Genomic DNA, 24,480 nt, shown 5'->3' on the forward strand with positions numbered 1-24,480 from the left:
CACCGCTCGGGGGCGCCTCGGTGCGGCGGCCCGGTGAGCGTATGACCCGGCTCACACCGTAACGCGATATATCGCGTACCACAAGGCACGGCGGCGCGTGTACGGGCACGGGCCGTCGGGGCGGGCGTTCAGCCCAGGACCGTGTAGCCGGCCTCCTGGAGCGCGGACCGCACCTCCACGCAGTGCTCCGGGCCCTTCGTCTCCAGGTGCAGCTCCACCTCGACCTCCGTCAGCCCCAGCCGCGGGTCGGTGCGGACGTGGCCCACGTCCAGGACGTTGGCGTCGACCACCGTCAGCACGCCCAGCAGGTTCGCCAGCGCGCCCGGCCGGTCCGCCAGGCGCAGCCGCAGGCTGAGGTAGCGGCCGGCCGCGGCCATGCCGTGCCGCAGCACCCGCTGCAGGACCAGCGGGTCGATGTTGCCGCCCGACAGCACGGCCACCACCGGCCCCTCGAACGACCCGGGGTCCGACAGCAGCGCCGCGACCGGGCTCGCCCCCGCCGGTTCGACGACCAGCTTGGCCCGCTCCAGGCACAGCAGCAGCGCCGACGACAGGGCGTCCTCGGACACGGTGCGGACCTCGTCGACGACCTCCCGGACGATCTCGAACGGCACGTCGCCCGGCCGGCCGACCATGATGCCGTCCGCCATCGTGGGCCCGCACCGCACCGCCACGGGCCGGCCCGCCGCCAGCGACCCCGGGTACGCGGCGGCCGCCTGCGCCTGGACGCCGACCACCTTCACGTCGGGCCGCAGCGCCTTCACCGCCACGCCGATGCCCGCCGCGAGGCCCCCGCCGCCCATGCCGACGACGACCGTCCGCACCTCCGGGCACTGCTCCAGGACCTCCAGCCCGACCGTGCCCTGTCCCGCGATGACGTCCGGGTGGTCGAAGGGGTGGATGAACACCGCGCCCGTGTCGCGCGCGTAGGTCTGCGCCGCCGCCAGCGTCTCGTCGACGACCTGACCGCGCAGCCGCACGTCGGCGCCGTACTCGCGGGTCGCGGCGACCTTCGGCAGCGGGGCGCCGACCGGCATGAACACCGTGGAGCGCACCCCCAGCAGGGACGAGGCCAGCGCGACGCCCTGCGCGTGGTTCCCCGCGGACGCGGCGACCACCCCGGCCGCCCGCTCCTCGGGCCGCAGCCCGGAGATCCGCACGTACGCGCCGCGCAGCTTGAACGAGCCGGTCCGCTGGAGGTTCTCGCACTTGAGGTGGACGGGGGCGCCGACCAGCCCCGACAGGTACCTGCTGCCCTCCATCGCGGTCATCCGCGCGACCCCGGACAGCATCTTCTGGGCGCCCCTCACGTCGTCGAGCATGACGTGCCGCACGGGGCGAGTGGTGCGGAAGCTCATGACAGCAGTCTCGCAGCTCGGGAAGTCGTCCATCTCGTTTGCGCAGCGCCGGTACGGACAGGCGGCACTCCGCGTACTCTTTCCCCCACCAAAACCGACCGCCGCACGAGAGAGCCCCCAGCCATGCCCACTTCCCAGGACATGACGACTGATCTTGACACCGGTCTCCTCGATGCCCTCCAGCACCAGGTGGCCGTCTTCGCCCGGCGGGCCGAGCAGACCCGCCTCGGCGGGACCGGGCAGCTCCGCAACTCGATGGACCGGGCTGCGTACCTGCTGCTCAACCGGCTCGACCAGGAAGGCCCGATGGGCGTGAAGGCGCTGGCGGCGGGGATGGGCATCGACTCGTCCACGGTGACCCGCCAGGTCGCGCCGCTCGTCGACACCGGCCTGGTGAAGCGCACCTCGCACCCGGAGGACGGCCGCGCCGTCGTGCTCCAGCTGTCGCCGCGCGGCCAGGCCCGGCTGGAGGAGGTGCGCAGCTCCCGCCGTGATCTGATGGCGCGGGTGACGGAGGGGTGGACGGCCGAGGAGCGGGAGTCGTTCTGCACCCTGCTGACCCGCTTCAACTCGGCGCTCTCCGCCCGCCAGCTGGGCCTCCAGCCCGCCGACCCGGACCCGGTGCGGCCCTCCTGACGCCCGGCCCGGCCGACGGCCGCGCGCACGGCCCTTGACCGGGCGCCGCGGCTGCCCTCAGATGAGGACGTGGTCGCAGAGGACTCCGGCTTCACCGCGTTCGTCGCGGGGACGGCGGGTCGGCTGCTGCACGTGGCGACGCTCCTGACGAGCGAGCCCGCGCTGCCGCCCGGCGCCAACCCGCACGCCCAGCGGCTGCTGACGGCCGCGTTCGGCGCGACGTACGCCCGCTGGGACCGGCTGCGCGACGAGGACCCGTACGTGTACGCGCGCCGCGAGCTGACCGTGCGGTTCGCCCGCGCGGCCCGGCGGTTCCGCCGGGGGCGCGGCGGTCCGCTGTCCCGGCTCACCCCGCGGGAGCGGCTCGCCGTGGTGCTCCGGTTCCACGAGGGGCTGTACGACGAGCAGGTCGCCGCGCTGATGGGGCTGACCGCGGAACGCGTGCGGGCGCTGTGCCGGCACGGTGTGGGGACGCTGCGCAGCGCGCCGGACGGGACGGCGGCGTGAGCGGCGCCGGGGACCGCAAGGAGCGGGAGGTCCGCCGGCTGCTCGCCGGGGCGGCCCGCCCGCCCGTGCCGCCGGACCTGCCGGCGCGCGCCCTGGCCCACGGCCGCCGCGCCCGGCGCCGGGAGCGGCTGTGGCGGTGGGCGCTGTGGCTGCCGGCGGTCGCCGCGGCCGTGGCGTTCGGCGTGTGGGCGTGCGCCGCGGAGCCGTGGGCGGCGCCGCCCATGGGGACGACGCCGCCGCTGGAACCGTGGTGAGCGCCGGTCAGGCCAGTGCCTGGCGCAGGTCCGCGAGGAGGTCGTCGACGTTCTCGATGCCCACGGAGAGCCGCACCAGGTCCCCGGGGACCTCCAGCGCCGATCCGGCCACGCTGGCGTGCGTCATCCGGCCCGGGTGCTCGATCAGCGACTCGACGCCGCCCAGCGACTCGCCCAGCGTGAACAGCTTCGCCCGGTCGCACACCGCGACGGCCGCCTCCTCGCCGCCCGCGACGCGGAACGACACCATGCCGCCGAAGCCGCGCATCTGCTTGGCGGCGACCTCGTGGCCCGGGTGCTCGGGCAGGCCCGGGTAGAGGACCTGCGTGACCTTCGGGTGCTGGGTCAGCATCTCCGCCACGCGCTCGGCGTTCGCGCAGTGCCGGTCCATGCGGACGGCGAGGGTCTTGATGCCGCGCAGCACGATCCACGAGTCGAACGGCCCGGCCACCGCGCCCATCGCGTTCTGGTGGTACGCCAGTTCCTCGCCGAGCGCCTCGTCCGCCGTGACGAGGGCGCCGCCCACCACGTCGGAGTGGCCGCCCATGTACTTGGTGAGCGAGTGCACGACGACGTCCGCGCCGAGCGCCAGCGGCTGCTGGAGGTACGGCGAGGCGAAGGTGTTGTCGACGACCAGCTTCACGCCGGCCGTGCGGGACACGTCCGCGAGGGCCGCGATGTCGGTGATGCCGAGCAGCGGGTTCGACGGGGTCTCGACCCAGATCGCCTTCGTGCGGTCGGTCAGCGCGGCCCGCACCGCCGCCGGGTCGGACGTGTCGGCGACCGACCAGTCGACGCCCCAGCGCGAGACGACCTTCGCGAACAGCCGGAACGTGCCGCCGTACGCGTCGTCGGGGATCACCACGTGGTCGCCGGGGGCCAGCAGGGCGCGCAGCAGGCAGTCCTCGGCGGCGAGCCCCGACGCGAACGCCAGGCCGCGGCGGCCGCCCTCCAGCGCGGCGAGGTTCTCCTCCAGCGCCGTGCGGGTCGGGTTGGCGCTGCGGCTGTACTCGTAGCCGCCGCGCAGGCCGCCCACACCGTCCTGCTTGTAGGTGGAGACCTGGTAGATGGGCGGGACGACCGCGCCGGTCAGCGGGTCGGCGGTGTTGCCCGCGTGGATGGCGCGGGTCTCGAAGTTCTGGTGGGTGTGCTCGTCGCTCATGGTGCGAGCGTAGTGCGGTGGACGTGCCCGGCGCCTTCCGGCGGGTGTCCGGGACAATGGGCGCATGGTGGAGATTCTCTGGTTCCTGTTCGCCGTCGGCCTGATCGCCGCGGTCGTCGCGCCCTGGGTGCTGCGCCGCCGCTCCGGGGGCATCCGCCTGGTCGAGCCCGGCGCGCCCGACGCCGCCGACCCCCTCGCCTACGGCTTCGTGCGGCAGGAACTGCTCGACGTCCGCATGCCCGGCCCGGACCAGGACCTGGTGGACGTGCTCGACGTCGTGCAGCGCACCCAGGACTGGCGGGCCGCGTCGCAGCTGCTGGCCGGCACGCCCAAGGAGGGCGAGGTGCGCTGGCAGCGGGTGCAGGCGTTCGCGGGCGCCGCGTCGCTGGAGCTGGCGCAGCGGCCGGGGGCCGGCGGTGCCTGGCTGCGGGAGTGGCGGGCCCAGGCACCGAAGGACGCGGGCGGCGCGGCCGTGCACGCCGAGTTCCTGGTGCAGCAGGCGTGGCGGACGGCGCAGGTCGGCACGGACGAGTTCCGGATCATCCTGGAGGAGGCGCGGACCGTGTGCGGCGAGGCCGCGCTGCTGGCGCCGGGCGACCCCGTGCCGTACATCGTCGAGTTGGCCGTCGCGCGCGGCCTGGGGTACGCGCACGAGCAGTTCGACCAGGTGTGGGCGAAGGTCATCGACCGGAACCCGCAGCACATGGGGGCGCACATCGCGGCCCTGCACTACTGGTGCGAGAAGTGGCACGGCTCCCGCGCGGACGCCGACCGGTTCGCCCGGTCCGCCGCCGCCCGCGCCCCGCAGGGCTCGCTGCTGGCCGCGCTGCCGCTGTTCGCGGTGTGGGAGCACCTGCCCGACCTGGCGCTGGTGCGGGACTTCTACGGGACGCAGGTCGTGTCGCGGGCGATGGAGGGCGCGCTGTACGCGGTGCACTCGGCCCGCCCCGACGACCCGATGCTGGCGCACGTACGCCACCTGCTGATCCACTTCCTGGTGGGCGCGCAGCGCTGGAGCGAGGCCATGCACCAGATCGTGCACGTGGACGGGCACGTCGGGGCACTGCCGTGGACGATGAGCGAGGACCCGGCGGCCGAGTACGCGCTGTACCGGGCACTGGCGGTGGCCGGCTACGAAGCCAACGGCGGCACCCCGGCCTCCCTGCCGCACTGACCCTCCCCCCTCTCACGGAACCGGCGGGCACGCGGACACGCGGATACCGGGGGAAGGGCGCCCATGCGGGCCGCTCGGGGGGGTTGAGGGGCCACACTCTGTGCCGGGGAGGGGGACGGCACCCCCCTGTAGCGCTCGTGGAGCCGAAGGGGCGCGCGGGTGTCGACAGGCCGATCGCGCGCAGACCCCGAGGAACGAGGGGTTGAGCACGTTCGGCCTGTCGACACCCGCTCCCAGCGCCCCGGAGGCGCAACGAGCCAAAAAAAACCAGAACAAACTTGCGACTCACCCCGCCCCCAGGTGATACTCCGCTTCCCCCCACGTCTCTTCGTCATGCCTCTTTCCATCCCGTGGGGGGACTCTGCCCGATGGGCGCTTCCGTGCGCGCGCTGCGCGCCCTGCTCCTGCTCGCCGGCTTCTACCTGCTGGGCCTCGCCATGCTCGCCGTTCTGGCCGGCGTGGACTGGGCCGCGGCGCTCTGGGCGCCCAGCAGTCTCGCCGTGAAGCTGTACGTCGTCAGCGCGTTGCTCGCCGTACCGATCGTGCGGGGCATGTTCATGCTGCGCACCCCGAAGGACGACGCCGCGCACGGCGTCCTCGTCACCGACGCCCAGGAGCCCCGCCTGTGGCAGGAGGTGCGGGAGCTGGCCGCGCAGGTCGGCACCCGCGCGCCCGACGAGATCCGGCTGACCGCCGACATGAACGCCTCCGTCAGCGAGGAGGCCCGCTTCCTCGGCCTGCTCGGCGGCACGCGCCGCCTCCACCTGGGCCTGCCGTTGGTGTCGGGCCTGACGGAGGCGCAGCTGCGCGCCGTGCTCGCCCACGAGATGGGCCACTACGGCAACGCCGACACCCGGCTCTCCGCGATCACCGTCCGGGGCCGCGTCCAGGTCGCCCGGACCATCGCCCACTTCGAGGAGCGGGCCGGCGGCAAGGTCGCCAAGGAGCGGGCCAGGCAGGAGCGGAAGAACGAGAAGAAGCTCGCCAAGGGCAAGAAGGCCAAGGAGGTCGACACCACCGGCGTCGGCCTCACGTACCGCTCCATGGCGAAGGTGTACAAGGCGTACGGCCACTTCTACCTGCGGGCCACCCTCGCCGGTTCCCGCCGCCAGGAACTCGCCGCCGACCTGGCCGCCGCCCGCATCGCGGGCCGTGACGCCACCGCGTCGGCGCTGCGCGAGATCCCCGCCCTGGACTCGGCGCACGACTTCTACATGAACGCGTACGCGACCCTCGGTGTCGGCGCGGGCCTGCTGCCGCCGCCCGGCGAGGTGTTCGGCGGCATCCGGCACCTGCTGGCCGCGCGCGCCGGCGAGCTGGCGGAGCTGCGCCGCGAGCTGCCGACCGAGCCCGCCTCCCCGTACGACTCCCACCCGCCGATCGCCGAGCGCGTCGCCCGCCTGGAGGCCCTGCCCGACGACGGCCGCGCGTCCGAGCCCGCCGGGCCCGCGCTGGGGCTGCTCGCCGACCCCGGCGCGGCGCTGGTCGCCGTCGAGCAGGCGTCGCTCACCCCGGAGGCGCTGCGGCTGCGCCGCGTGGACTGGCCGGAGCTGGTGCACGTCTCGATGACGGCGCACTTCGCGCAGGAGGCCGAGCCGCTGCGGCGGGCCACCGCCGAGGTGACCGACGGCGACGGCTCGCTCGACGCGCTGCTCAACGCGCTGGACCTGGGCGTCGGCTGGGAGATCGCCGACCGGCTGCCCAAGTCGGACCAGGCCGGGGCGGCGAAGGGCCGCGCGGCCCGCGAGTTCGCCCGCCCGGTGCTGCGCCGGGGCCTGTCGCGGATGGTCGCCGGCGAGCTGATCGACCGGGGCGCGGCCCGCTGGGAGCTGTCCTGGTCGGAGTCGGCGTCGCTGCGGATGCCGCCCGGTCACGAGGACGACCTGCCGGCCGCGCTCGACGCGGCGGTCGCCGACCATCCCGACACCGCGCCGCTGCGCCGGCTGCTGGCCACCGTCTGACACCCCCCGAGGCACTTACGTGAAGATCCTGCTCTGGGTCGTCCTGACCCCCGTCGTCCTCCTCGTCCTGGGAGCCGGCGTGTACTTCCTGAAGGCGATCGTCGAGGGTGCCATCGAGGGGTGGCGCTCCGACCCCGGCGCGGAGGAGGCCGCCGAACGCGTCGCCGCGCTGGGCCTGCTGCCGGCCGAGCGGCAGCACACCGAGCTGTCCGCGCCGCAGCCCCGGGCGATGACCGTGGCCGTCGCCGCCGCCCGCGCGGGTGACTGGGCGCCGGCCGCCGCCCTGCTCGACGGGACCGCCGCGGCCCGCGACTGGGAGCGGCGCACGGCGTACGTGGAGAAGCTGGCCGACGTGGCCGCCGAGGACGACGCCTGGCTGACGGCCTGGGAGGCGGCCCGCCCGGACGATCCGGGCGCGGCGCTGCTGCGGGCGCGCAGCTCGGTGTTCCTGGCGTGGAAGGTGCGCGGGGCGAAGCGCGCCCGGTACACGACGGCGGAGCAGTTCGAGGGCTTCCACCGGACGCTGGCCCGTACCCGGCACGAGCACGCGCGGGCGGCGGAGCTGGCCGTGCCGGGCGACCCGTCGCCGTACGTCGGCGAGATCTGGACGGCGATCGGGCTGGGCGCCCCGCACGAGGAGATGCACCGCATCTGGAACGACATCACCAGCCGCGCCCCGCACCACTACGAGGCGCACTTCTCGGCGCTCCAGTACTGGTGCGGCAAGTGGCACGGCTCGGAGGCGCTGGCGCGGGCGTTCGCGGTGAAGGCGGCGGCCGAGGCGCCCCCCGGCGCGCTGATGACGGTGTTCCCGCTGATCGCGCACTTCGAGCACGACGAGTCCGACTCGGCGGACGTGGACCGCACGCCGGAGATGTACGCGGCCGTGGACGCCGCCCTCGCCGACGCGGCCGCCGCCGACCCGGACCACCCGCGGCTGGCGGAGGTCCGGCACCTGCTGGCGTACTACCTGTACCTCCAGGAGCGGTGGGAGCCCGCGCTGGAGCAGTTCCGGCTCGTCGACGGGTACGTGGACGCGCTGCCGTGGCGGTACCGGGGCGATCCGGCGGGCGAGTTCTGCCGGATGCGCGACGAGGCGGCCGTGAACGCCGCCGGGGAGGTCACCCCGTGAGCATGGAGGTCACCCGCGTGATCGTGATCGCCGTGGCGGTCGCGGTCGGCGTCCTCGTGTACCGGCGGATCGCGGGCGCGCCGCCGTCGCGGGGTGCGGCCGCCGCGGCGCGCGAGGCGGAGGCGCTCGGCCTGCTGCCCGCGTCGCGGCAGAACACGATGGTCTCCGGACCCGACCCCGAACTGGAGCGGGCCCTGGCCGCCGCGGCGGCGCGCGGCGACTGGGAGCCGGCGGCCCGGCTGCTGGCCGCCACCCGGGAGCGGCGCGACTGGCAGCGGCGGACCCGGTACGCGGACCTGCTCGGCGACGCCGCCGCCGAGGGCGACGGGGCGTGGCTGGACGCGTGGGAGGCGGCCCGCCCGGACGACCCGGACGCGGCCGTGGTGCGGGCCTCCTCGACGATCTCCCTCGCCTGGCTGCTGCGCGGCGGGGCGTGGGCGAAGGACACGAGCGCGGAGCAGTTCGCGGGCTTCCACCGGGTGCTGGCCCGGTCGCGGGACGAGATCGCGCGGGCCGCCGAGCTGGTCCCGGACGACCCGACACCGTACGTCTTCGAGATCAGGCCCGCGCTGGGCTTCGGCTACCCGCACGACGAGATGCACCGGATCTGGAAGGAGATCACCAACCGGGACCCGTACCACTTCGGGGCGCACACCGGCGCGCTGCAGTACTGGTACGCCAAGTGGCGCGGCTCGAAGGAGCTGGCCGAACGCTTCACCGAGGAGGCGGCGGCCGCGGCCCCGCTGGGCACGCTGCTGAAGGCGCTGCCGCTGATCGCCTGGTGGGAGCACCACGACGACGACGCGAAGGCGGCCGACTTCCGCTCGCCGCGGCTGGTGGCACTGGTCGACGCGGCGCTCGCGGACGTGGCGGCGGCCCCGCCCGACCACCCGAACGTGCCGGGGGTGCGGCACCTGCTGGCGTACTACCTGACCCGGCAGGGCCGGTTCGAGGCGGCGCTGGAGCAGTTCCGGCTGGTCGACGGGTACGTGGGCGCCTTCCCGTGGTCGTGTTACAGCGACCCGGGCGCGGTGTACTGCCGCTGGCGGGACACGGCCGTGCGCGGGGCGCGGCGGGGCCGCTGAGGAATCCTTCGCGCCGCCGGGGCGTTCTTCCCAGGGCGACCGCCATAGGAGGAGACGCGTCATGTTCCTGTACCGCCGTACGCCCGAGATGCCCGCGCCCGAGCAGGCGCTGAAGGGCCGCCCGGAGCCGGAGTTCACCCTCCCGGACCGGCACACGGTCCTCGGCACGCCGCTGCTCGGCCCCTATCCGGAGGGCCTGGAGGTGGCGGACTTCGGTCTGGGCTGCTTCTGGGGCGCCGAGCGCGTCTTCTGGCAGACGCCGGGCGTGTGGACCACGCTCGTCGGCTACCAGGGCGGCTCCACGCCGCACCCCTCGTACGAGGAGGTCTGCTCGGGCCTGACGGGCCACACGGAGGCCGTCCGCGTGGTGTACGACCCGAGCGAGGTGTCGTACGAGACGCTGCTGAAGGTCTTCTGGGAGTCCCACGACCCCACCCAGGGCTACCGCCAGGGCAACGACGTGGGCACCCAGTACCGCTCGGCGGTCTACACCCACTCCCCCGCCCAGGCCGCGGCGGCGGAGGCGTCCCGCGACGCCTACCAGCGCGTCCTGACGTCCGCGGGGCACGGCACGATCACCACGGAACTGCTCCCCGCCGAGGACCGCCCGTTCTACCCGGCGGAGCCGTACCACCAGCAGTACCTGGACAAGAACCCGGCCGGCTACTGCGGCATCGGCGGCACGGGCGTCTCCTGCCCGATCGGGGTGGCCCCGGCCGGCGACTGACCCCCGCCCCGCGCGACCGCCCCGGTACGGGCCCGGTCGCGCGAAGCGCCCGGCCGGACCCCCACGACGCCCCCGACCCGCCCCCGCGGGTCCGGGGGCGTCGCCGTCCCCTCGACGGGTCAGCCACCGGGTCACCCACAGGCCGTGGTCGCCCCGCGTGGGACAGGACCGGCTCCGGGGCGCCCTCTCGCGGACCGGTTGAAGGGCCCGGAACCACACCATCCGAAGAAGCTGAGGCCGGGACCGGACGGGCGCTCCGAAACCCGGATCATCGTCGCCCTCGATCCGACTCGCTCGGCTCTGCTGCTCCCCAGTGGTGACAGGGCCGGAGACTGGGAGCGCCGGTACCGCGACGACGTTCCGCTGGCGGGCGCCCTGCCCCGCTTGCACCGGCGACGAGGACTGAACGAGTAGCCATATGCCCAGGAAGACCGCGCAGGGCTGGGAGACCTTGGAGCGGGAGCTGTACGCGGCCGGTGTGGAGCCCGCCGAGGTGGAGGCAGGGTCCCGCCGACTCCTCGCCGAGGCACGGGGCGCCGACTCGCCGAGGCACACAAGCGATCAGGGCTGACCCAGCGGGACGCAGCGGCCCAGACGGGAGTCAGCGTCGCCCGAATCTCCCGGATCGAACACGGCGAAGGGGCCACCGCCCTGGACGTCACCGCACGCTACGTGGAAGCGCTCGGCGGAGGCTGGACCTGGTCGCGGACATCGACGACCACACCCCGCGCATGTCGGCCGGCAACCTGGATGGCGCGGTGGTGTAGTCGCCGTCGGACGGTGACTCCGATGGAACCGTGAACACCTGGACCCGGGGCGACCAGGGCTTCCCGACTACTCCTGCGCCGGGCCGAGCTGGGGCAAGGGCCGGGTGCTTGAAACACCGAAGGACGCCCGGCTGGGAGGAAAACCCTTCTGAGCTGGCCCTTATGCCTCGGGCATGGGGCGAACCTGCGACACCCGCTTTAGAAGTTCGATCAACCGGGCTCCGTTGCATGCTGCGATATGGGATGTCGTGGCGTGGTGGACCGCTGGAGGCCGCGGACGTACGCCGCCGTTGATGTCAACCGGGGGTGTCAGGCAGGCCGAGGCTCGATGCTCACCGCGCGGTAGTCGTACCCGTCCTGTTTGAAGCCGGGGGCTTCCCATGTGAGGTCGACCTGCTGTCCGGGCGACAATGTGCGGAAGCCGGTCGCCTGGATGTCGGAGTAGTGGCCGAAGCAGCCGCCAGGGGTCTCGGGGGAGTCGAGGACGCCCCACCCTTCCTCATCGTCCCACTCACGGACAGTTGCGATCACCATGAACGGAACCCTACGGCTTTCCTTGCTGCGACGGGCTTGACACCTCAGCTTGGGTCTCCTGGGGGTGGCTACTGCACTGACCTGTGGCGGAGCGCCGTCGGCACCTGGCGGCGGTCGACTGGTTCCCCGGTGTTCCCTGCGGTTCCCTGCACGATCTGGCACGGACTTCTCCGCCCCGAAGCCTCAGCTGAAGGGTTGCTGCTCGAGGATTACTCCTCGTGAGGATTCATGTGGATCCAGCGTCCACCACCCTCGTGTCGCATCTCCATGCCCGCATAGGGCTGCCCGCGTCTGGCTGGGCTGTCGGGGGCCGTGTTGATCTCCCTCACCACGATCGCGCCGCTTGGGTGCACGGAATAAGTGACTGCCAGACGCCGATTGTCTGCATGCCGCCACACTCCGCTGCGGTTTTCCTCCTGAATGATCTTCAGTAACGCCTCGCTGACATCCACCTGGTGTCGCTTGGTCAACGCATCGAACTGCGCACGCGCCGTCTCGACGAAGATCAGATCTCTAATCACGCACTCTCCCCCATACGTGAAATATCCACCCTAGCTCGCGAGCATGAATGAACGTTAGGGGACGAAGCGGCGGAGCACCACGGGTTGTGGAAGTTGGCGGTCATGCACTAAACGCCAAGGCGCCTGGACAGTTGCCGCTGGCTCCAGGACCCCTTCGCCCCGAAGCAACTTGGGCAGGGACGCGGCCTTGGGCTGGTGTGATCCTCACCTGGGCTGATGGTCCGCCGGCGTTCGCAGTTGTGCGCTGGTGTTCGTGGGCGTTGTCACGCAGTTAGACACTCACTCGGCGTAAGGGCCAGGCTCATGCACAACGTTCCTACGGCTTCCCTGCCACTGGGTGTGCATCGCATAGTGCAGGAGTGAAACTAGCGATCACCATCCTGACTGTAGCCAGCGGCGTACTGCCGGCGCTTGGCGTCTGGCTACTCTGGCGGCGAGTGGACAGCCGACGAGATCACCTCAGGCGGAAGCTCCGTAGGTACGAACAGATCATGGGAGACGCTGGGCTGTCAGATGAGGAACGTAGGAGCAGGCTGGAACGAGAAGTACCCAGCGAGAGCACCTGGGGTGACCTTGTCCACGTTCGAGAGCGCATCGAACTCGTAAGCCTCGAACAAGCACCAGAGATCACAGCTCCCGCCGTGCTTGCTTCCGTCGGCCTGCTATGCGCAACCGTCGCGGGCCTGCTGTCTACATGGTTCGACTGACGCTCCTGACGAGAGAACAGCACCGCGTAGCGTGTGGCACACCCGAACACGACGAAGGGCCAGACTGGGAGGCAACCCTTCTGCGTTCACCCTGTGTCCTCGTGCCTGTAGCAGGCGTTGAACCTGTGACGCCCGCTTGAGCCGGTTCGCGCAGCCTCACGGGACCTCCAGGCGACCGGGCCCCACGACCGCAGCCAGCCTAAAGGCAGCACGCGATCAAGGACTCGATGAGGCGGCGATACGCTGCTCGTCCTCGATGTCGAGGCGTCGCATCAGGAAACTGGCGAAGACCAGCATTTCGTCGGCCTCGTCTCGGGCGTCCTTCTCGTCCGGGCCGTGCATGCGAGGGTTACGCAGGGCGCCCATCGCTCCCTTGAACAGAAACTGCATGCCGTTCTGCTCGCTCTCCAGCGAGCCTCCCGTGGACCGGGTCGCCGTGATCTTTGGGGGATCCGGCTTGTTGCCGAAGGCGAAGCCCATCAGCCTCTCACCGACCTCGGTGGTGCCGGCCAGGTTCTGCACGCGGTGCTCCACAGCCTGCAGGGCACTCCTGACCGCGTCGTAGTAGAAGCCTCCGCTGTACCGCTCGGCGGCGACCTCCGCGATCAGCGGATGCAGCATGCAGGTGACCTCCATGGCCTCCGTCGACTTCCCGCCCTCTGAACCGACCGGGACGGCTGTCAGTCTCGGAGCGAAAGTGGGCTCCAGGCGCTGTCCGAAGGGCGTGTTGTCAGCCTCAACCCGCGCCGGCCCCAGCATCTGCTCACGGATGCGCCAGTACTCATCCAGTCGGTGCACGCCAGCAAACGGCCGAATGTCCCGGTCGTAGCGCAGCGTCCAATCGAGATCGTCTAGGTTGTGGCCGCCACCGCGAAAGCAGGGCTCATGCAGCGCGAGCGCGAAGCTAACGAACCTGCTCTTCTTGGTCAGCAACGCCAGATCGACGTCATCCACTGGAGGCGGTAGATCGTCGGGCCGCAGCTCTGGCAGCGCCCCGGGCTCCTTGGGCTGATAGTGGGGCTCGATCAAGGCCGCTGTCCGCACCATGACGAGGACGCCGTTGATGGGAACAAGGGTATTGGCGCAGTTCGCAGCGCCAGCGACCGTCAGAGACAGCTCCGTTAGGCCCTGCGGCAGCCGCCACAGGTCGGCATCTACGCCCCGCAGCAGTGCAGGGCACAGCTGTTGCACGGCCTCTTCGAACTTCAGGCCCGACGCATACAGCTTCCGATCCACGTAATCGAAGGTGGGCCAGCGAAGGGAGGCAGAGAAGTGCTGCCAGACCACGTCGAGAAGAACATGGCCATCCTCCCCGGTGGGCCGCGGCATTCCCTCCGGCGCAATGGTCCGAACGATCACGTGCTTCCCCCCAGTGTCCGAGCCTGAACCTGCTCGCAGGTTACTACTGAGGTGCTGGTCTACGGGGTGGGATCATCAGCGCAGCCGTGCATCCACATCGCCTGCCGAAGGCCCTGCTTCTCTCATTCCAGCAGGTTGCCCTACGCGGCCTATAACTGTGCCTCGTCGGGCGTCCTGCCGGTGGCCACGGGTTCACCAGGGCCACGTATCCCGCGTCCGGTGAGGCATCCAGGCGGACCTGCGCGGCGGCCTTGATCTGGTCCGAGGGGGCGCTGCGAGCGCGGAAGACGAGCCGGGTCACAACAGGATGACACCGGCCACGGCGACGACCGCTTTCCCCTGCTCCTGCCGCGTCTACGGTCCACAAGCCGACTGATCACCACTTTAGGAGAGAGGCGGGGTGATCTGCGGGCTGAGCTGCGGCTTCGTCGGCCGAGGAAGTGAGCGGCTACTCGACCGTGGGGCACCGGTGTTGACCGTGGCTGACCCCTGCATCTGGCACGGTTGTGGCACGAACCCCAGCCGACGACAGTCAGCCACGACGGCAGGTGCGCACGGCCGACCAGGCGCGCGTATGCTTCGCTGCACCCCCACCGGCCTCAGCCACGCTTCCGGCTTATGTCGTCGACCAGAGCAGTCGTGACGGCCGGCTCGTGACGACGGCGCGCGAGCCCTCAGCTTGGGAAGCTGATGTGATCTCTGGGTAGTACCTGCGCTGGCCTGCATGGCAGTGGCCTCGGCGCCTGATCTTTCGCCGAGTTGGTGCCCGCTATTGCCCGTGGTTCCCCGCAGAAACTGGCACGCACCTGGCACGGGCGCAGCTGTTTTGACTGTCTCCTGCGGAGTTCGATCCCTTAATTTGAGTGATCGATCAACGGATCCTCAGTCGTCGCCCTAGCGCGTCCCCGCCCTTGACGTTTTGCCGGGCGTCTGCGTGTACCGTTAGCATTCGATTTTCCGACAGGGGTGACAAGTCTATCTCGCTTGCAATCCCATTAATCCGTAGTTCTTTAAGATATGGCAGCTCTGCGATAGGGTGCAGATCTGATACAGCGTTGCAGTTTTCTAGGCGCAGCGTTTCAAGTTTAGTACATGTCGCCAGAGGTGCAAGGTCGCTTACGCTCGTACCGGATATATCAAGGAATGAGAGATTCGCTTGACTGCTCAGCCCTCCCAAGTCCGATACGCCAGCGTCCCCCCTGATTCGAAGATCATGCAGATCAAGCCCGGACAAAGGATCAAGATTATCGACCCATTCGCAGTTTTCGAGATAAAGGTTCCCCGTCATGGGTGCTGCTTCGACCAGATCGGCGACGCCCTGGTTAAGTTTTGACCCCGCCAGCGAGAGTGATTGAACCTTCGTGAGTGGCGGAAGTTGATTAAGGTTGCGCAACTGCGAACTGTTGAAAAGGGCCAGTGTTTCTAGCTCGGAGAATCGAATGAGAGGGGAGTAGTCCTGGATGTCCCTACAGTGGGTGAACCATACCATTCTTAGAGGGGGAAGCTGATCCAAAAAGCTAAGATCTGTGAGCTTTGGGAGACCAAGGGCGAGATGCACAAGATTTGGAAGTTCCGGTAGTCTCGTCAGATCTGCGCCTGGCTCGTCGTAGTAGAGGTAAAGCTGTTGAAGTGAGGAAGAGTGCGCTGCCAAAGCTTGCAAGTCGACTGGGCCAGTGACTGATGCTTCCACTTCAGCGAGTGGAGGGATCTTAGGGAGCGCTGCGAACTGAGTCGCAGATCTCACGAATATAGGAGCGCCAGGTGGCATGGTGGCCAAGACCCGTTCGGCGTACTCCTCGGGGTCAAAGTACTCCCATGCTCTAGTGACCTCAAATTGGATGTTGCGACGTTTGTCGGATGCGTAATGTGCTAGGAGATCTAGAGCGCTCGGCCCATTGATCAGCCAGGCCGTCTGTACGGTCGCCTCAGCCGCTTCCCTGGGAAGTTCCTCTAGATTTGTCGGTAGCTTATGCAAGACTGGTTCGCCGGCGGTAGCCAGGGATCGAGCGGCGACCGTGTCGCGCGGCGGAATAAGGTCGTCGATGCACCTGTCGAGGGCAGTACCCAGATCGGTTGGAACCGCAGGAAGCGTTTCGAGGCATGCTGCTGCTAGTAGTTTGAGTCGCCGGGCTACCTTTCGCTCGGCTTGCACTCGGTTCAGGATGCCTGCAATCAACTCGCGACGTAGTGGCTCGTTGGCATGGCCAGCGGCCATTACGACCGTCTCACGCCACTGGTCACGGTGGGCGTTGCGAACGAGCAGGTCCATGTCCCCAAGGTCAGCTGCTTGTTTGGCTGCCAAGTATTCTTGGACAGTGCGGTGCACAAAGTCGATTCGACCGGGCACCGGTTCTCTGATGACGCCGCTGCGGTCTAGCAACGCTTCCAACACTGCGTCAGCAGTGACACGTACTTGCGGCATCGCAGTCAGGCGGTCGGCGATCAGTCGCTCCACCATCGGCTTGGGTAGTTCAACACGATTGCTCGTGGATAGCTGCCACGCCAGATCTTGCAGGATGCGAATTTTCTGCTCGCGTTCCAACGGAATTATCCGCGCGCTAGGAACGTTGCGCTTGGCGTCCCGTGTTTCTAACAGCATGTCGAGGGCTGCGGAATAGAGACCCATGCGGTCGCGGGGCAAGGCTTCACGGTCGATGTTGAGCGAGCACAGCATTGCGGCCAAGAGCGGCGTTGAGGCCAACGCCCGGAGATGCGGTGCGGATTCCAGTCTGGCCATCAGCTTCGCCTCATAGGCAGGCAAACGCTCCACAGGGCACGGAAGATCGGCGCAGTCGCGTACCGCGTCGTGCCAGTGCTGTACAAGGGCGCGCAGGTCGGCTGGCCCAAGCTGTTCCAGGAAGGCGCTCTCGAAGCCTTCGGCGCTTAGCCAGCTAGAAGCGGCTGCTGCAGGTCGTGAGGTAATCACAACGCGGATGCCGGGGAACTGAGAGACTATCTCCTTGATCCACTGGCGTATGGCCTGGCGTTGGGAAGCAGCGACCTCGTCAACCCCGTCGACAAGGAGCATTGCCCGGCCAGAGAGTAGCCGTCGGTGCACCCAGCCGCGCGGCATGATTCCGCTCAGATTTCCTGCCACATCGTCGAGGTATTCCTCAGGCCGAGGCAGAGTTCGACCGGCGTGGCTACGCAGTTTGATCAAGAAGGGAACGAATCCGTTGAGATCTGATAGCTCGCCAACGAAAGCGCCACGCGCGGCCATGACCGCCAGCCAGCGCAACAAGGTGCTTTTTCCACCGCCCGCCTCGCCACGTATAAGCATGAGACGGTGATCGCTAAGAACGCGCTCAGCGCGGACAGCCCCAGTCTCGCGATTTCCCGAACGCCAGTCATCGACGGGGACAGCCTGCTTCTTATGCCCGAGTTTCCCTCCCTCCTGGGAGACATTGAGGCTGACGTAGGCAACGCTCAATGTGGTCTGTGGGCGCGTGAAACGTTCGAAGCGCAACCCGAATAGATCTAGGCGATCGAGGTTTTCACTGATGGAGGCAAGGTAGCGGCGACTGAATTCCTCATCCTCTGATTCCCCATCCGGTGCGATGAGTGACCGCGCGGGTAGGCGGGACAACACCATTTCTACCTGCGTAGCCATGGCGGAAAGCCTAACCAAGGTCTCGGCGGTTGCGCGCGGTTCGAATTGCGGAAGGTGAATTAGGATGCGGGCCAAGCAGTCACAGCATTCATCCAAAACCACTTCGTAGAGCCGCGCACCTGCGTCGCCAAGTTGGAAGTCTGCTTCCTGGGCAGGCAACGTCGCCCGAAGGCGTCGTGCCAGTTTCACCGGGTCCATGTCATCGGCCAACAAAGCCTCGTCTGACAGGTCGGCGCGATCAAAGGTAAGAGCGACGTGATGCAGAACCGCCTCACGGTCGCCGTCGTCCAGCCCGCCGAACTCCTGCCGAGTGAAGGTCAGCAACCGGTCGGTTACGGCGTCGGCGATCGCTTCGAACTGGCGCTCCGTCTTTCGCCTCTTGATTTCGTCTGACATTCCAGTTTTGATCAAGTCGGCCAGATCTTTGGACGCCGAGGATTGAGCTGTGCGACTCGACAGCCAGCGACCAGCAACGAGTTGTATAACTGATCGTCCGACGCCAATCGCCGCAACCTCTACGGACACGACACCCCCGAACCCATGATCGCGCGAAGGTACCAGTATCGCGCTCGGGCGCGCGGCTGTCTGCCCGATGGCAGAAGATGCAGGCTCCATCCCGTAGGTCGGTGGAGCGGCTTTGGGGCGGCGCTGCTTTGGCGCGAGTGATCATGGCCCCGTAAGCTTCCAGCGCGTCGGGCAGTCTGTGGACCTGCCCGGTAAAGCACGACGTTGGGGCCATGATCTTCGAGGCTCGCGCCAAAGTGGCTGCGTAAAGCCGTGGAGCCGACTGCCCCAGCCGCGACGTACCCCTTCTCTGACATCTGGCGGCTGAACGCGTAGTGCGCGGCACGGGCGCCGGCCGGGCTGGAGCGGGGCGGAGACAGGAGCGCAGGCCCGGCCAGCGGGCGGGCCGCGCGCGGTGAGCGGAGCGAGCCGCCTTGAACCCGTAGAGAAGGTTGTAACTCAGTCTCTGCGATGGGGCTTGAAGCTGCTGATACATGCTGGGAGTTCGGTGTTCTGCCGGTGTGCGAGGGGCAGGAAGAGCGCTGGTCGGATCGTCCATGTGATGTGGGTGCCGGCCTGCGTGATGGTCAGGGTGCAGGGCTCGGAGCGTATGAGGGCCTTGATGGTCTCGGCGCGTTCCTCGTAGAGCCAGGTCCAGACTCGGTCTGAGGCGTTGGGGTCTAGTGCTGGGGAGATGGTGCGGAAGGCGATGGCGACCCATCGGCTCGCTTGGGATGCCGAGTAGGCGTCGAAGGACGCTCGGAGTACCGGGGCCTCGGTGGTGGTGAGGTCTTGGGTCCAGCATTCGCACCAGTAGCCGCGGGTGGGGCTGCTCACAAGGTCGCTCCCGTCGGGTGGACTGCGGGGACGTAGCGGGCGCTCTCGTCGTGGAGGGTGAGTTGATAGCCGGTGCCTGCGGTCAGGTAGGCGAGGGCGCGTTCGTGCTCGGCCTCGTCGGACAGCCAGTACAGGCCCGGTCGTGCGTGAGGAGCGTCGAGCTGATCCGTGATGTGGCGCGTGCGCTCCTGTAACCAGCGCAGTGCCAGACGCGGACTCGCGGCGTCGTGTGCTCCCAAGGGGATGGAGCGGACTTCGTGCAGGAGGTACGCGGCAGCCCGGCACTGGTAGAGGAAGGGGCCGGTACTCGTACTAGGAGCTTCGAAGGGGATGGGCGTCAGCATGGGGGATCCTCTGCGGGACCGGCCAGAGTGAGGAGGCCCGCGGTGGTCGTGTGGCCGCCGGGCTGTCGTGCACGATGATTCGGTGGGCGAGCGCGAGCTCGCTGGCCGTGCTCAAGCCTCAACTGCGTTCGGTCTGCTCGGCCTGGTGCTCGACGCCTGGAGTCGTACCGGTACCGATTTCGTCCGTGACCGAGAGGGCGACCACCCGCGGAGGGAGCGGTGGCACCGAACGCGCTGCTCACTGGTCCCGGTCCGGCGAGCAGCGCCCTGCCTGCCCGGATTCCGTACGCGTCGATGACGGCCGGTGCGGTCGCGGCTGTGTGACGGTCGGCTCAACGGTGGGCCGGAGCACCCCGCCGTTGGCTCCACCCCGCGGTGACCCGATGGCGGGGTGCTCCGGGAAAAGGTGCTCGTCCGGCCGGGCGGAGACGGGGACTGTCCCCGGCCGACACCGTCAAGGCAGGTGAGGGCGAGGGTCAGGACGACTGGTCCCGGCCCGGCTTCGGGCGCCGGGCCAGTTCGGGGTGCAGGCGTTCGATCTCTTGCCGCAGTGCTTCGCGGGTGGGGTCGACGACGGCCCATGAGTGCGCGGCAGGGTGGTGCTCGAACAGGGTGCACGCGTCGTCGTCCTCCCCACCGGTGGTCTCGCACCAGGGCAGTAGGACGAAGCGTCCGCCGAGCGCGCCCCACCGGAACCAGACCGCCCCGCCGGTCGCGTCGTCGTCCCAGCAGAACTCCGCGTGTTCTCCGTCGTGCTCTTCGCCGAGTTCGCAGGAGGGGTAGCCGATCTCCCCTTGCGGGGACCGGACGGCGGCGAGGGCGGTGCATTGCAGCATGGGGTTTCCTCGGTGGGGAAGGGAGCCCCGCCCGTGTGTCGCGGGGACGGCACACGGGCGGGGCGGTGTGGTGGCGCCCTCACGGCTCCGGGGGAAACGGCACCCCGTGCACGGGAACGGAACGCTCGACGCCCGACTCGGGACGCCGGTTCGGAGACCTGTCCGGTCATGCGGGCACAGCGCCGGGGCCGTCAGCGGGCACGGACGCCGTGGGCCGTATCCGCGGAAAGGTGGTTCGCAGCCACGCGTCTTCCGCGGTGACGCCTGCGAGGGCTTCGAGCTCTTCGCGCAGCTCGCTCACGAACCGCTCGTCGAATGCGCTTCGGCGAAGGCGACAGCCCGTCTCCGTCCGGGGCTGAACAGCAACATCGAGTGCGTGAACTGCCCCTCCAGTTGCCACCATCCGCCCAGTGTGGCCCACCGGTCACGGACCCGCCTCACAGCAGCTCACCCCGGCTTCGGGCATTCCACCGTTCGATCTCTGCGTGAAGCCGTTCCGTGCGGGTCGCCCGGCGGACGGACTCGGGTTCGGCCTCCCACTCGGGTCCACCGCAGGCGGGACGCAGCGACCAGTACGGGCCGGCGACCCTCCGGAACTCCCCCACCCGGTCGCCCCGGCTGGTGTCCACCATGAACGTGCCGGGGGACGGGACATGGACGGGCCCTCCCCCGTCTGTGGGAATGTCCTGCACAGGCACCGCCACTCCTCTCCGTAGTGCTTCCACTACCAGGGGTGGCTCAGCGTGGCTTAGAGTCAGGAGGTCTTCAACTTGCGCAGCTTGCACGGAAAGTCAGGTGAGATTCCTTGAACCGTAAGGAGTTAGACCCGGACGAGTCACCGAAGGCTCGGTTCGGGGAACGTCTGCGCAGGTTGCGAGACGAACGTGGATGGACGCAGGACGATCTAGCGGAGCGCATGGGGTACTCCGGAACGCATATCTCCGCCGTCGAAACTGGTCGGCGGTCACCAACTCCCCGTTTCGCGCACAGCGCTGACAAGGCGCTCGGCACGGGTGACCAATTGGAGCGGCAGGGACGAGCCGTGCGCAGCTCGGCGATACTCGAAGGCTTCCCGGAGTACGCGGCACACGAGAAGCGGGCCGCGGAGATCAGACTCTTCGAGTTGGGGATCATTCCGGGCTTGCTCCAGACCCCGGAGTACGCGGCGGCCATCGCCACGGGCGCGGTACGGCGCGGAGCGATCACAGAGCAGCAGGCAGAGGAGCGGCTGGCCCTCCTCGCCGAACGGCAAGCGGCCCTGGAGCGGGCCCCCGCGCCACTGATCTACGCGGTGCTGGACGAGAGCTGTATCCGGCGGCCGGTCGGGGGGCCGGGGGTCATGGACGGGCAATTGGATCGACTTGTCGCATTCGCCGCACTGCCGACCACCGTGTTGCAAGTGGCTCCCTACGCCCTCGGCGAGCGGAGAACGTTCGACCTACCGGTGCGGCTGGCCACGATGCCGGATCGAACTGTCATCGTCTACGCGGAGTCCGCGACGCAGGGCTACTTGGAGCGGGACAGCCGAGTCGTTCTGCCCATGATGACGGCCTACCATCAGTTGCAGGCCGAAGCCCGCTCGCAGGTGGAATCCGTAGCCATGATCGAACAGCTTCGAAAGGGCGCACCGTGACCGAACCGCAGTTCTTCAAGTCCTCCTACAGCAGCAACGGCGGCGACTGCGTTGAGGTTGCCGCCAACCTCGTTGCCTCGCACGGCGTGGTCCCCGTCCGCGACTCCAAGAACCTGAGCAGCCCGGTTCTCGACATCCCCGCGGGAGCGTTCGCCTCCTTCGTCGCGAGCGTCAAGAGCGGAGAGTTCGGGACCGCCTGACCCCCGGCCCGACGCCCACCGGTCCAGAGCCCCATCGTGCGACGCACGGTGGGGCTTTCTGCTGCCCGGAGTACGCCGAGGTCGGAAGCCCTGCCGCGCCCCGATGACGGAAACCCGGTAGTGCGCCGAATCCCCGCAGCGGTTCGGCGGCACGGGCGTCTCCCTCACGATCAGGCTGGCCCTGGACGGCGACTGATCCGGCCGCGCCGCCACGGCCCGGCAGCCGTGCGTGCCCGTCCGCAAGCGGTCCGGGCCCGCCGGGCGGGACGCGGTGCGGCGGCGTCCTAGCCGCCGGGCCGCCGCCCCTCCCGGGGGGCCCGGTCGGGCGTCGCGTCCGCGTGCCGCCGCCGTGCCACGGAGAGCGCCGCCGCGGCCGAGATCGTCAGGAAGAGCAGGGCGCCCCCGCCCGACATCGCCGCCAGCACGATCGCCCCGCCGCCCCCGACGTCCTCTTCGCGGGCGGCCACCCGTGGATCGTCCGCCCGGTACCGGACGGTCAGCCGGGTGCCGGCGGGGCTCCTGCCGCCGCCGCTGCCCGCCGGCAGGTCGGCCACCACGGTCCGCCCGCCGGCCTCGAACTCGACCCGGCAGTGGCCCGCCATGCACGCGCCGCCCGTGTGCAGCGTCGCCCGAGCCCGTTCGCCGTCCTGGAGGGAACGCAGGTGCCGGGCCGCCGGCAGCATCACCAGCACCGACAGCGCGCCCAGGAGCAGCGCGAGGACCAGCGACGCCAGCAGGGCCGCGCGGGGCCCCGGCCCGGCTGCGGCCGTGCGCTGCCGGTGCGTGCCGAAGGCGCCTGTGTGCGGTGTGCCGTCCACGTCCCCCGCCTTCCGTCTCCGTTCGCGTCGGGACGGCGCGGCACGTGCCCCGCGTCCCGTAGGTGGTGTCGAAGAGGCTAGGCGGGGTGCGGGGCCGGCATCACGGGCCGGTGTCGGCACACCGGGCACGGCTCGGCTGCCTGCCGCGGGCAACGAAGGGCGGCGGAGCGGCCGGGGCGCCGGCGTACGGCGCCCCGGCCCGGACGGTCAGGTCGCCGACTGGGCCGCGCGGATGGCGGCGGCCGTGGTGGCCGGGTCGTAGCCCTCGGGCACGCCGTCGACGAAGAGGACGTCGCCGTCGATGTGGCGGGTGCGCAGGGGGAGCAGGGCCTGGTACTCCTCCGAGTCGTACCAGCGGCGGGCGTGGTCCAGCGACGGGAAGGAGATGAGCACCAGGGAGTCCGGCCACTGGCCCTCCCGCACCTCCCGCTCCGGGGCGCCGTGCACGAGGAAGCGGCCGCCGAACGGGACCAGGGTGCCCTGGACCCGTTCCATGTAGGTGAGGACCTCGTCGTGCAGGGTCGGGGCGGGGCGCAGGTTCCCTAGGACGTACGCGGGCATGGGCGTCTCCTCTTCCTGGTGACCAACCGGCCCCGGTGTGGGGCTCGTTGGTCACCAGGGTGCCCGACGAGGGGCGGAACGCGATCATCCGGTCCGTGCCCGCGCGGCGTCCGTCAGATCGTCGAGGCGTCGATCACGAAGCGGTAGCGGACGTCGCTCGCGAGGACCCGCTCGTACGCCTCGTTGATCTGGTCCGCGCGGATCACCTCGATCTCCGCGCCCAGTCCGTGCTCGGCGCAGAAGTCGAGCATCTCCTGCGTCTCGGCGATGCCGCCGATCATCGAGCCGGCGAGGGTCCTGCGGCCGTTGATGAGGGAGAAGAGGTTGAGCGCGACGGGCTCCTCGGGGGCGCCCACGTTCACCAGCGCGCCGTCCGTCTTCAGCAGGCTCAGGTAGGCGCTGAAGTCGAGCGGGGCGGACACGGTCGACACGATCAGGTCGAAGGTGCCGGCGAGCTTCTCGAACGTCGCGGGGTCGCTCGTCGCGTGGAAGTGGTCGGCCCCCAGCTTGCGGCCGTCCGCCTCCTTGCGGAGGGACTGGCTGAGCACGGTCACCTCGGCGCCCATCGCGTGGGCGATCTTCACGCCCATGTGCCCGAGGCCGCCGAGGCCGACGACGGCGACCGACTTGCCGGGGCCGGCCTTCCAGCGGGCGAGCGGCGAGTACAGGGTGATGCCGGCGCACAGCAGGGGCGCGGCCTCGTCCAGCGGCAGCGCGTCGGGGATGCGGAGGGTGTAGTTCTCGTCGACGACGATGTGGGTCGAGTAGCCGCCGTAGGTGGGGTCGCCGTTGCCGTCGCGGTCGTTGTACGTGCCGGTCATGCCGCGCACGCAGTACTGCTCCAGGCCCTGGCGGCAGTAGTCGCACTCCCGGCAGGAGTCGACGAAGCAGCCGACGCCGACCCGGTCGCCGACCCGGAACCTGGTCACCGACGCGCCGGTCTCGGTCACCACGCCGGCGATCTCGTGGCCGGGCACCATCGGGTAGATGCCCTGGCCCCAGCCGTCGCGGGCCTGGTGGATGTCGGAGTGGCAGATGCCCGCGTACTTGATCTCTATGAGGACGTCGTGCGCACCCACCGCGCGGCGCGGCACGGTGGTGCGCTCCAGCGGGGCCTTGGCGGAGGGGGCTGCGTATGCGGGAACGTTCGTGGTCATGGTGGAGATCCTGTCTCCCACCTGCGGTTCCACCCAGCCCTCTGTCGTTCGTACGTTCGCTGTTCCTACCACTGGCGGGGGCAGGGACGGCCCGCT

General features: G+C 69.9%; 25 protein-coding genes. 12 read left to right on the forward strand and 13 right to left on the reverse strand.

Features of this window, described 5'->3' with window-relative positions; translation table 11 throughout:
* Positions 1-128: 128 nt before the first annotated feature.
* Positions 129-1,358: a threonine ammonia-lyase gene (gene ilvA / locus IE106_RS02055; RefSeq protein ID WP_189529485.1), complete on the reverse strand. Its 1,230-nt coding sequence runs from the start codon at positions 1,356-1,358 to the stop codon at positions 129-131.
* 123 nt (positions 1,359-1,481) lie between these two features.
* Between ilvA and IE106_RS02060 the strand changes: the two genes are divergently transcribed.
* The 3 genes from IE106_RS02060 (at position 1,482) to IE106_RS02070 (ending at position 2,755) form a co-directional block, all read left to right on the forward strand.
* Positions 1,482-1,994, forward strand: coding sequence for a MarR family winged helix-turn-helix transcriptional regulator (locus tag IE106_RS02060; RefSeq protein ID WP_189529486.1), 513 nt, complete (start codon positions 1,482-1,484; stop codon positions 1,992-1,994).
* Between the two features lie 69 nt (positions 1,995-2,063).
* Positions 2,064-2,501 carry a sigma factor-like helix-turn-helix DNA-binding protein gene (locus tag IE106_RS02065; RefSeq protein ID WP_229839931.1) on the forward strand — a complete coding sequence of 146 codons (438 nt, stop codon included), beginning with the start codon at positions 2,064-2,066 and terminating at the stop codon, positions 2,499-2,501.
* Positions 2,498-2,755, forward strand: coding sequence for a hypothetical protein (locus IE106_RS02070; RefSeq protein ID WP_189529487.1), 258 nt, complete (start codon positions 2,498-2,500; stop codon positions 2,753-2,755). The genes IE106_RS02065 and IE106_RS02070 overlap by 4 nt, the downstream gene beginning before the upstream one ends.
* 7 nt (positions 2,756-2,762) lie before the next feature.
* Here the strand turns inward: IE106_RS02070 and IE106_RS02075 are convergent, their stop codons facing one another.
* Positions 2,763-3,917 (reverse strand): cystathionine gamma-synthase, encoded by a 1,155-nt coding sequence (locus IE106_RS02075; protein WP_189529488.1) that lies wholly within the window; start codon positions 3,915-3,917, stop codon positions 2,763-2,765.
* 67 nt (positions 3,918-3,984) lie between these two features.
* On the opposite strand from IE106_RS02075, the gene IE106_RS02080 reads away from it, so the two are divergent.
* The 7 genes from IE106_RS02080 (at position 3,985) to IE106_RS30075 (ending at position 10,797) form a co-directional block, all read left to right on the forward strand.
* Positions 3,985-5,091 carry a hypothetical protein gene (locus IE106_RS02080; protein WP_189529928.1) on the forward strand — a complete coding sequence of 369 codons (1,107 nt, stop codon included), beginning with the start codon at positions 3,985-3,987 and terminating at the stop codon, positions 5,089-5,091.
* Positions 5,092-5,459: 368 nt separating this feature from the next.
* Positions 5,460-7,052 (forward strand): M48 family metalloprotease, encoded by a 1,593-nt coding sequence (locus tag IE106_RS02085; RefSeq protein ID WP_189529489.1) that lies wholly within the window; start codon positions 5,460-5,462, stop codon positions 7,050-7,052.
* Positions 7,053-7,071: 19 nt separating this feature from the next.
* Complete coding sequence (locus IE106_RS02090) at positions 7,072-8,184, forward strand: hypothetical protein (protein WP_189529490.1); 1,113 nt, start codon at positions 7,072-7,074, stop codon at positions 8,182-8,184.
* A gap of 2 nt (positions 8,185-8,186) precedes the next feature.
* Positions 8,187-9,269, forward strand: coding sequence for a hypothetical protein (locus IE106_RS02095; RefSeq protein WP_308427856.1), 1,083 nt, complete (start codon positions 8,187-8,189; stop codon positions 9,267-9,269).
* Between the two features lie 61 nt (positions 9,270-9,330).
* On the forward strand, positions 9,331-9,996 hold the full coding sequence (gene msrA, locus IE106_RS02100) for a peptide-methionine (S)-S-oxide reductase MsrA (RefSeq protein ID WP_189529492.1): 666 nt from the start codon (positions 9,331-9,333) through the stop codon (positions 9,994-9,996).
* Between the two features lie 418 nt (positions 9,997-10,414).
* Positions 10,415-10,567, forward strand: coding sequence for a hypothetical protein (locus IE106_RS30070; protein WP_229839933.1), 153 nt, complete (start codon positions 10,415-10,417; stop codon positions 10,565-10,567).
* Positions 10,564-10,797, forward strand: coding sequence for a helix-turn-helix domain-containing protein (locus IE106_RS30075; protein WP_229839988.1), 234 nt, complete (start codon positions 10,564-10,566; stop codon positions 10,795-10,797). Before IE106_RS30070 ends, IE106_RS30075 begins: the two co-directional genes overlap by 4 nt.
* A 275-nt stretch (positions 10,798-11,072) precedes the next feature.
* Here the strand turns inward: IE106_RS30075 and IE106_RS02110 are convergent, their stop codons facing one another.
* The 8 genes from IE106_RS02110 to IE106_RS30090 form a co-directional block, all read right to left on the reverse strand.
* On the reverse strand, positions 11,073-11,297 hold the full coding sequence (locus IE106_RS02110) for a cold-shock protein (RefSeq protein WP_189529493.1): 225 nt from the start codon (positions 11,295-11,297) through the stop codon (positions 11,073-11,075).
* Positions 11,298-11,506: 209 nt separating this feature from the next.
* Positions 11,507-11,818 (reverse strand): hypothetical protein, encoded by a 312-nt coding sequence (locus IE106_RS02115; protein WP_189529494.1) that lies wholly within the window; start codon positions 11,816-11,818, stop codon positions 11,507-11,509.
* A gap of 923 nt (positions 11,819-12,741) precedes the next feature.
* Positions 12,742-13,884: a TIGR02391 family protein gene (locus tag IE106_RS30080; protein ID WP_229839935.1), complete on the reverse strand. Its 1,143-nt coding sequence runs from the start codon at positions 13,882-13,884 to the stop codon at positions 12,742-12,744.
* 871 nt (positions 13,885-14,755) lie between these two features.
* Positions 14,756-18,109 (reverse strand): NACHT domain-containing protein, encoded by a 3,354-nt coding sequence (locus IE106_RS02125; protein WP_373295888.1) that lies wholly within the window; start codon positions 18,107-18,109, stop codon positions 14,756-14,758.
* Positions 18,110-18,457: 348 nt separating this feature from the next.
* Complete coding sequence (locus tag IE106_RS30085; protein ID WP_229839937.1) at positions 18,458-18,835, reverse strand: hypothetical protein; 378 nt, start codon at positions 18,833-18,835, stop codon at positions 18,458-18,460.
* Positions 18,832-19,179: a hypothetical protein gene (locus tag IE106_RS02130; RefSeq protein WP_189529496.1), complete on the reverse strand. Its 348-nt coding sequence runs from the start codon at positions 19,177-19,179 to the stop codon at positions 18,832-18,834. Before IE106_RS02130 ends, IE106_RS30085 begins: the two co-directional genes overlap by 4 nt.
* Before the next feature lie 476 nt (positions 19,180-19,655).
* Complete coding sequence (locus IE106_RS02135) at positions 19,656-20,015, reverse strand: hypothetical protein (RefSeq protein ID WP_189529497.1); 360 nt, start codon at positions 20,013-20,015, stop codon at positions 19,656-19,658.
* 437 nt (positions 20,016-20,452) lie between these two features.
* Positions 20,453-20,647 carry a hypothetical protein gene (locus IE106_RS30090; RefSeq protein ID WP_373295898.1) on the reverse strand — a complete coding sequence of 65 codons (195 nt, stop codon included), beginning with the start codon at positions 20,645-20,647 and terminating at the stop codon, positions 20,453-20,455.
* A gap of 173 nt (positions 20,648-20,820) precedes the next feature.
* On the opposite strand from IE106_RS30090, the gene IE106_RS02140 reads away from it, so the two are divergent.
* Entirely contained in the window at positions 20,821-21,648 is an 828-nt protein-coding gene (locus IE106_RS02140) for a helix-turn-helix domain-containing protein (protein WP_189529498.1), read from the forward strand.
* Positions 21,645-21,848, forward strand: a complete 204-nt coding sequence (locus tag IE106_RS02145) for a DUF397 domain-containing protein (RefSeq protein ID WP_189529499.1) — start codon at positions 21,645-21,647, stop codon at positions 21,846-21,848. The genes IE106_RS02140 and IE106_RS02145 overlap by 4 nt, the downstream gene beginning before the upstream one ends.
* Positions 21,849-22,132: 284 nt before the next feature.
* On the opposite strand, the gene IE106_RS02150 is transcribed toward IE106_RS02145, so the two are convergent.
* The 3 genes from IE106_RS02150 to IE106_RS02160 all read right to left on the reverse strand — a co-directional run bounded on the left by IE106_RS02150 (position 22,133) and on the right by IE106_RS02160 (position 24,384).
* On the reverse strand, positions 22,133-22,666 hold the full coding sequence (locus IE106_RS02150; protein ID WP_229839940.1) for a hypothetical protein: 534 nt from the start codon (positions 22,664-22,666) through the stop codon (positions 22,133-22,135).
* A gap of 207 nt (positions 22,667-22,873) precedes the next feature.
* Complete coding sequence (locus IE106_RS02155) at positions 22,874-23,227, reverse strand: DUF1330 domain-containing protein (protein ID WP_189529500.1); 354 nt, start codon at positions 23,225-23,227, stop codon at positions 22,874-22,876.
* 113 nt (positions 23,228-23,340) lie between these two features.
* A complete protein-coding gene (locus IE106_RS02160; RefSeq protein ID WP_189529501.1) occupies positions 23,341-24,384 on the reverse strand; it encodes an NAD(P)-dependent alcohol dehydrogenase in 1,044 nt (347 codons plus the stop codon).
* Positions 24,385-24,480 lie beyond the last annotated feature (96 nt).

Source organism: Streptomyces roseolilacinus, assembly GCF_014649335.1.
Classification (GTDB): domain Bacteria; phylum Actinomycetota; class Actinomycetes; order Streptomycetales; family Streptomycetaceae; genus Streptomyces; species Streptomyces roseolilacinus.

Excerpts from the sequence above, each read along its gene's own strand:
- ilvA (WP_189529485.1), bottom strand. The coding sequence starts at position 1,358 with ATGAGCTTCCGCACCACTCGCCCCGTGCGGCACGTCATGCTCGACGAC.
- IE106_RS02060 (WP_189529486.1), top strand. The coding sequence starts at position 1,482 with ATGCCCACTTCCCAGGACATGACGACTGATCTTGACACCGGTCTCCTC.
- IE106_RS02075 (WP_189529488.1), bottom strand. The coding sequence starts at position 3,917 with ATGAGCGACGAGCACACCCACCAGAACTTCGAGACCCGCGCCATCCAC.
- IE106_RS02085 (WP_189529489.1), top strand. The coding sequence starts at position 5,460 with ATGGGCGCTTCCGTGCGCGCGCTGCGCGCCCTGCTCCTGCTCGCCGGC.
- IE106_RS02095 (WP_308427856.1), top strand. The coding sequence starts at position 8,187 with ATGGAGGTCACCCGCGTGATCGTGATCGCCGTGGCGGTCGCGGTCGGC.
- msrA (WP_189529492.1), top strand. The coding sequence starts at position 9,331 with ATGTTCCTGTACCGCCGTACGCCCGAGATGCCCGCGCCCGAGCAGGCG.
- IE106_RS30070 (WP_229839933.1), top strand. The coding sequence starts at position 10,415 with ATGCCCAGGAAGACCGCGCAGGGCTGGGAGACCTTGGAGCGGGAGCTG.
- IE106_RS02110 (WP_189529493.1), bottom strand. The coding sequence starts at position 11,297 with ATGGTGATCGCAACTGTCCGTGAGTGGGACGATGAGGAAGGGTGGGGC.
- IE106_RS02125 (WP_373295888.1), bottom strand. The coding sequence starts at position 18,109 with ATGGAGCCTGCATCTTCTGCCATCGGGCAGACAGCCGCGCGCCCGAGC.
- IE106_RS02130 (WP_189529496.1), bottom strand. The coding sequence starts at position 19,179 with ATGCTGACGCCCATCCCCTTCGAAGCTCCTAGTACGAGTACCGGCCCC.
- IE106_RS02135 (WP_189529497.1), bottom strand. The coding sequence starts at position 20,015 with ATGCTGCAATGCACCGCCCTCGCCGCCGTCCGGTCCCCGCAAGGGGAG.
- IE106_RS30090 (WP_373295898.1), bottom strand. The coding sequence starts at position 20,647 with ATGGTGGACACCAGCCGGGGCGACCGGGTGGGGGAGTTCCGGAGGGTC.
- IE106_RS02155 (WP_189529500.1), bottom strand. The coding sequence starts at position 23,227 with ATGCCCGCGTACGTCCTAGGGAACCTGCGCCCCGCCCCGACCCTGCAC.
- IE106_RS02160 (WP_189529501.1), bottom strand. The coding sequence starts at position 24,384 with ATGACCACGAACGTTCCCGCATACGCAGCCCCCTCCGCCAAGGCCCCG.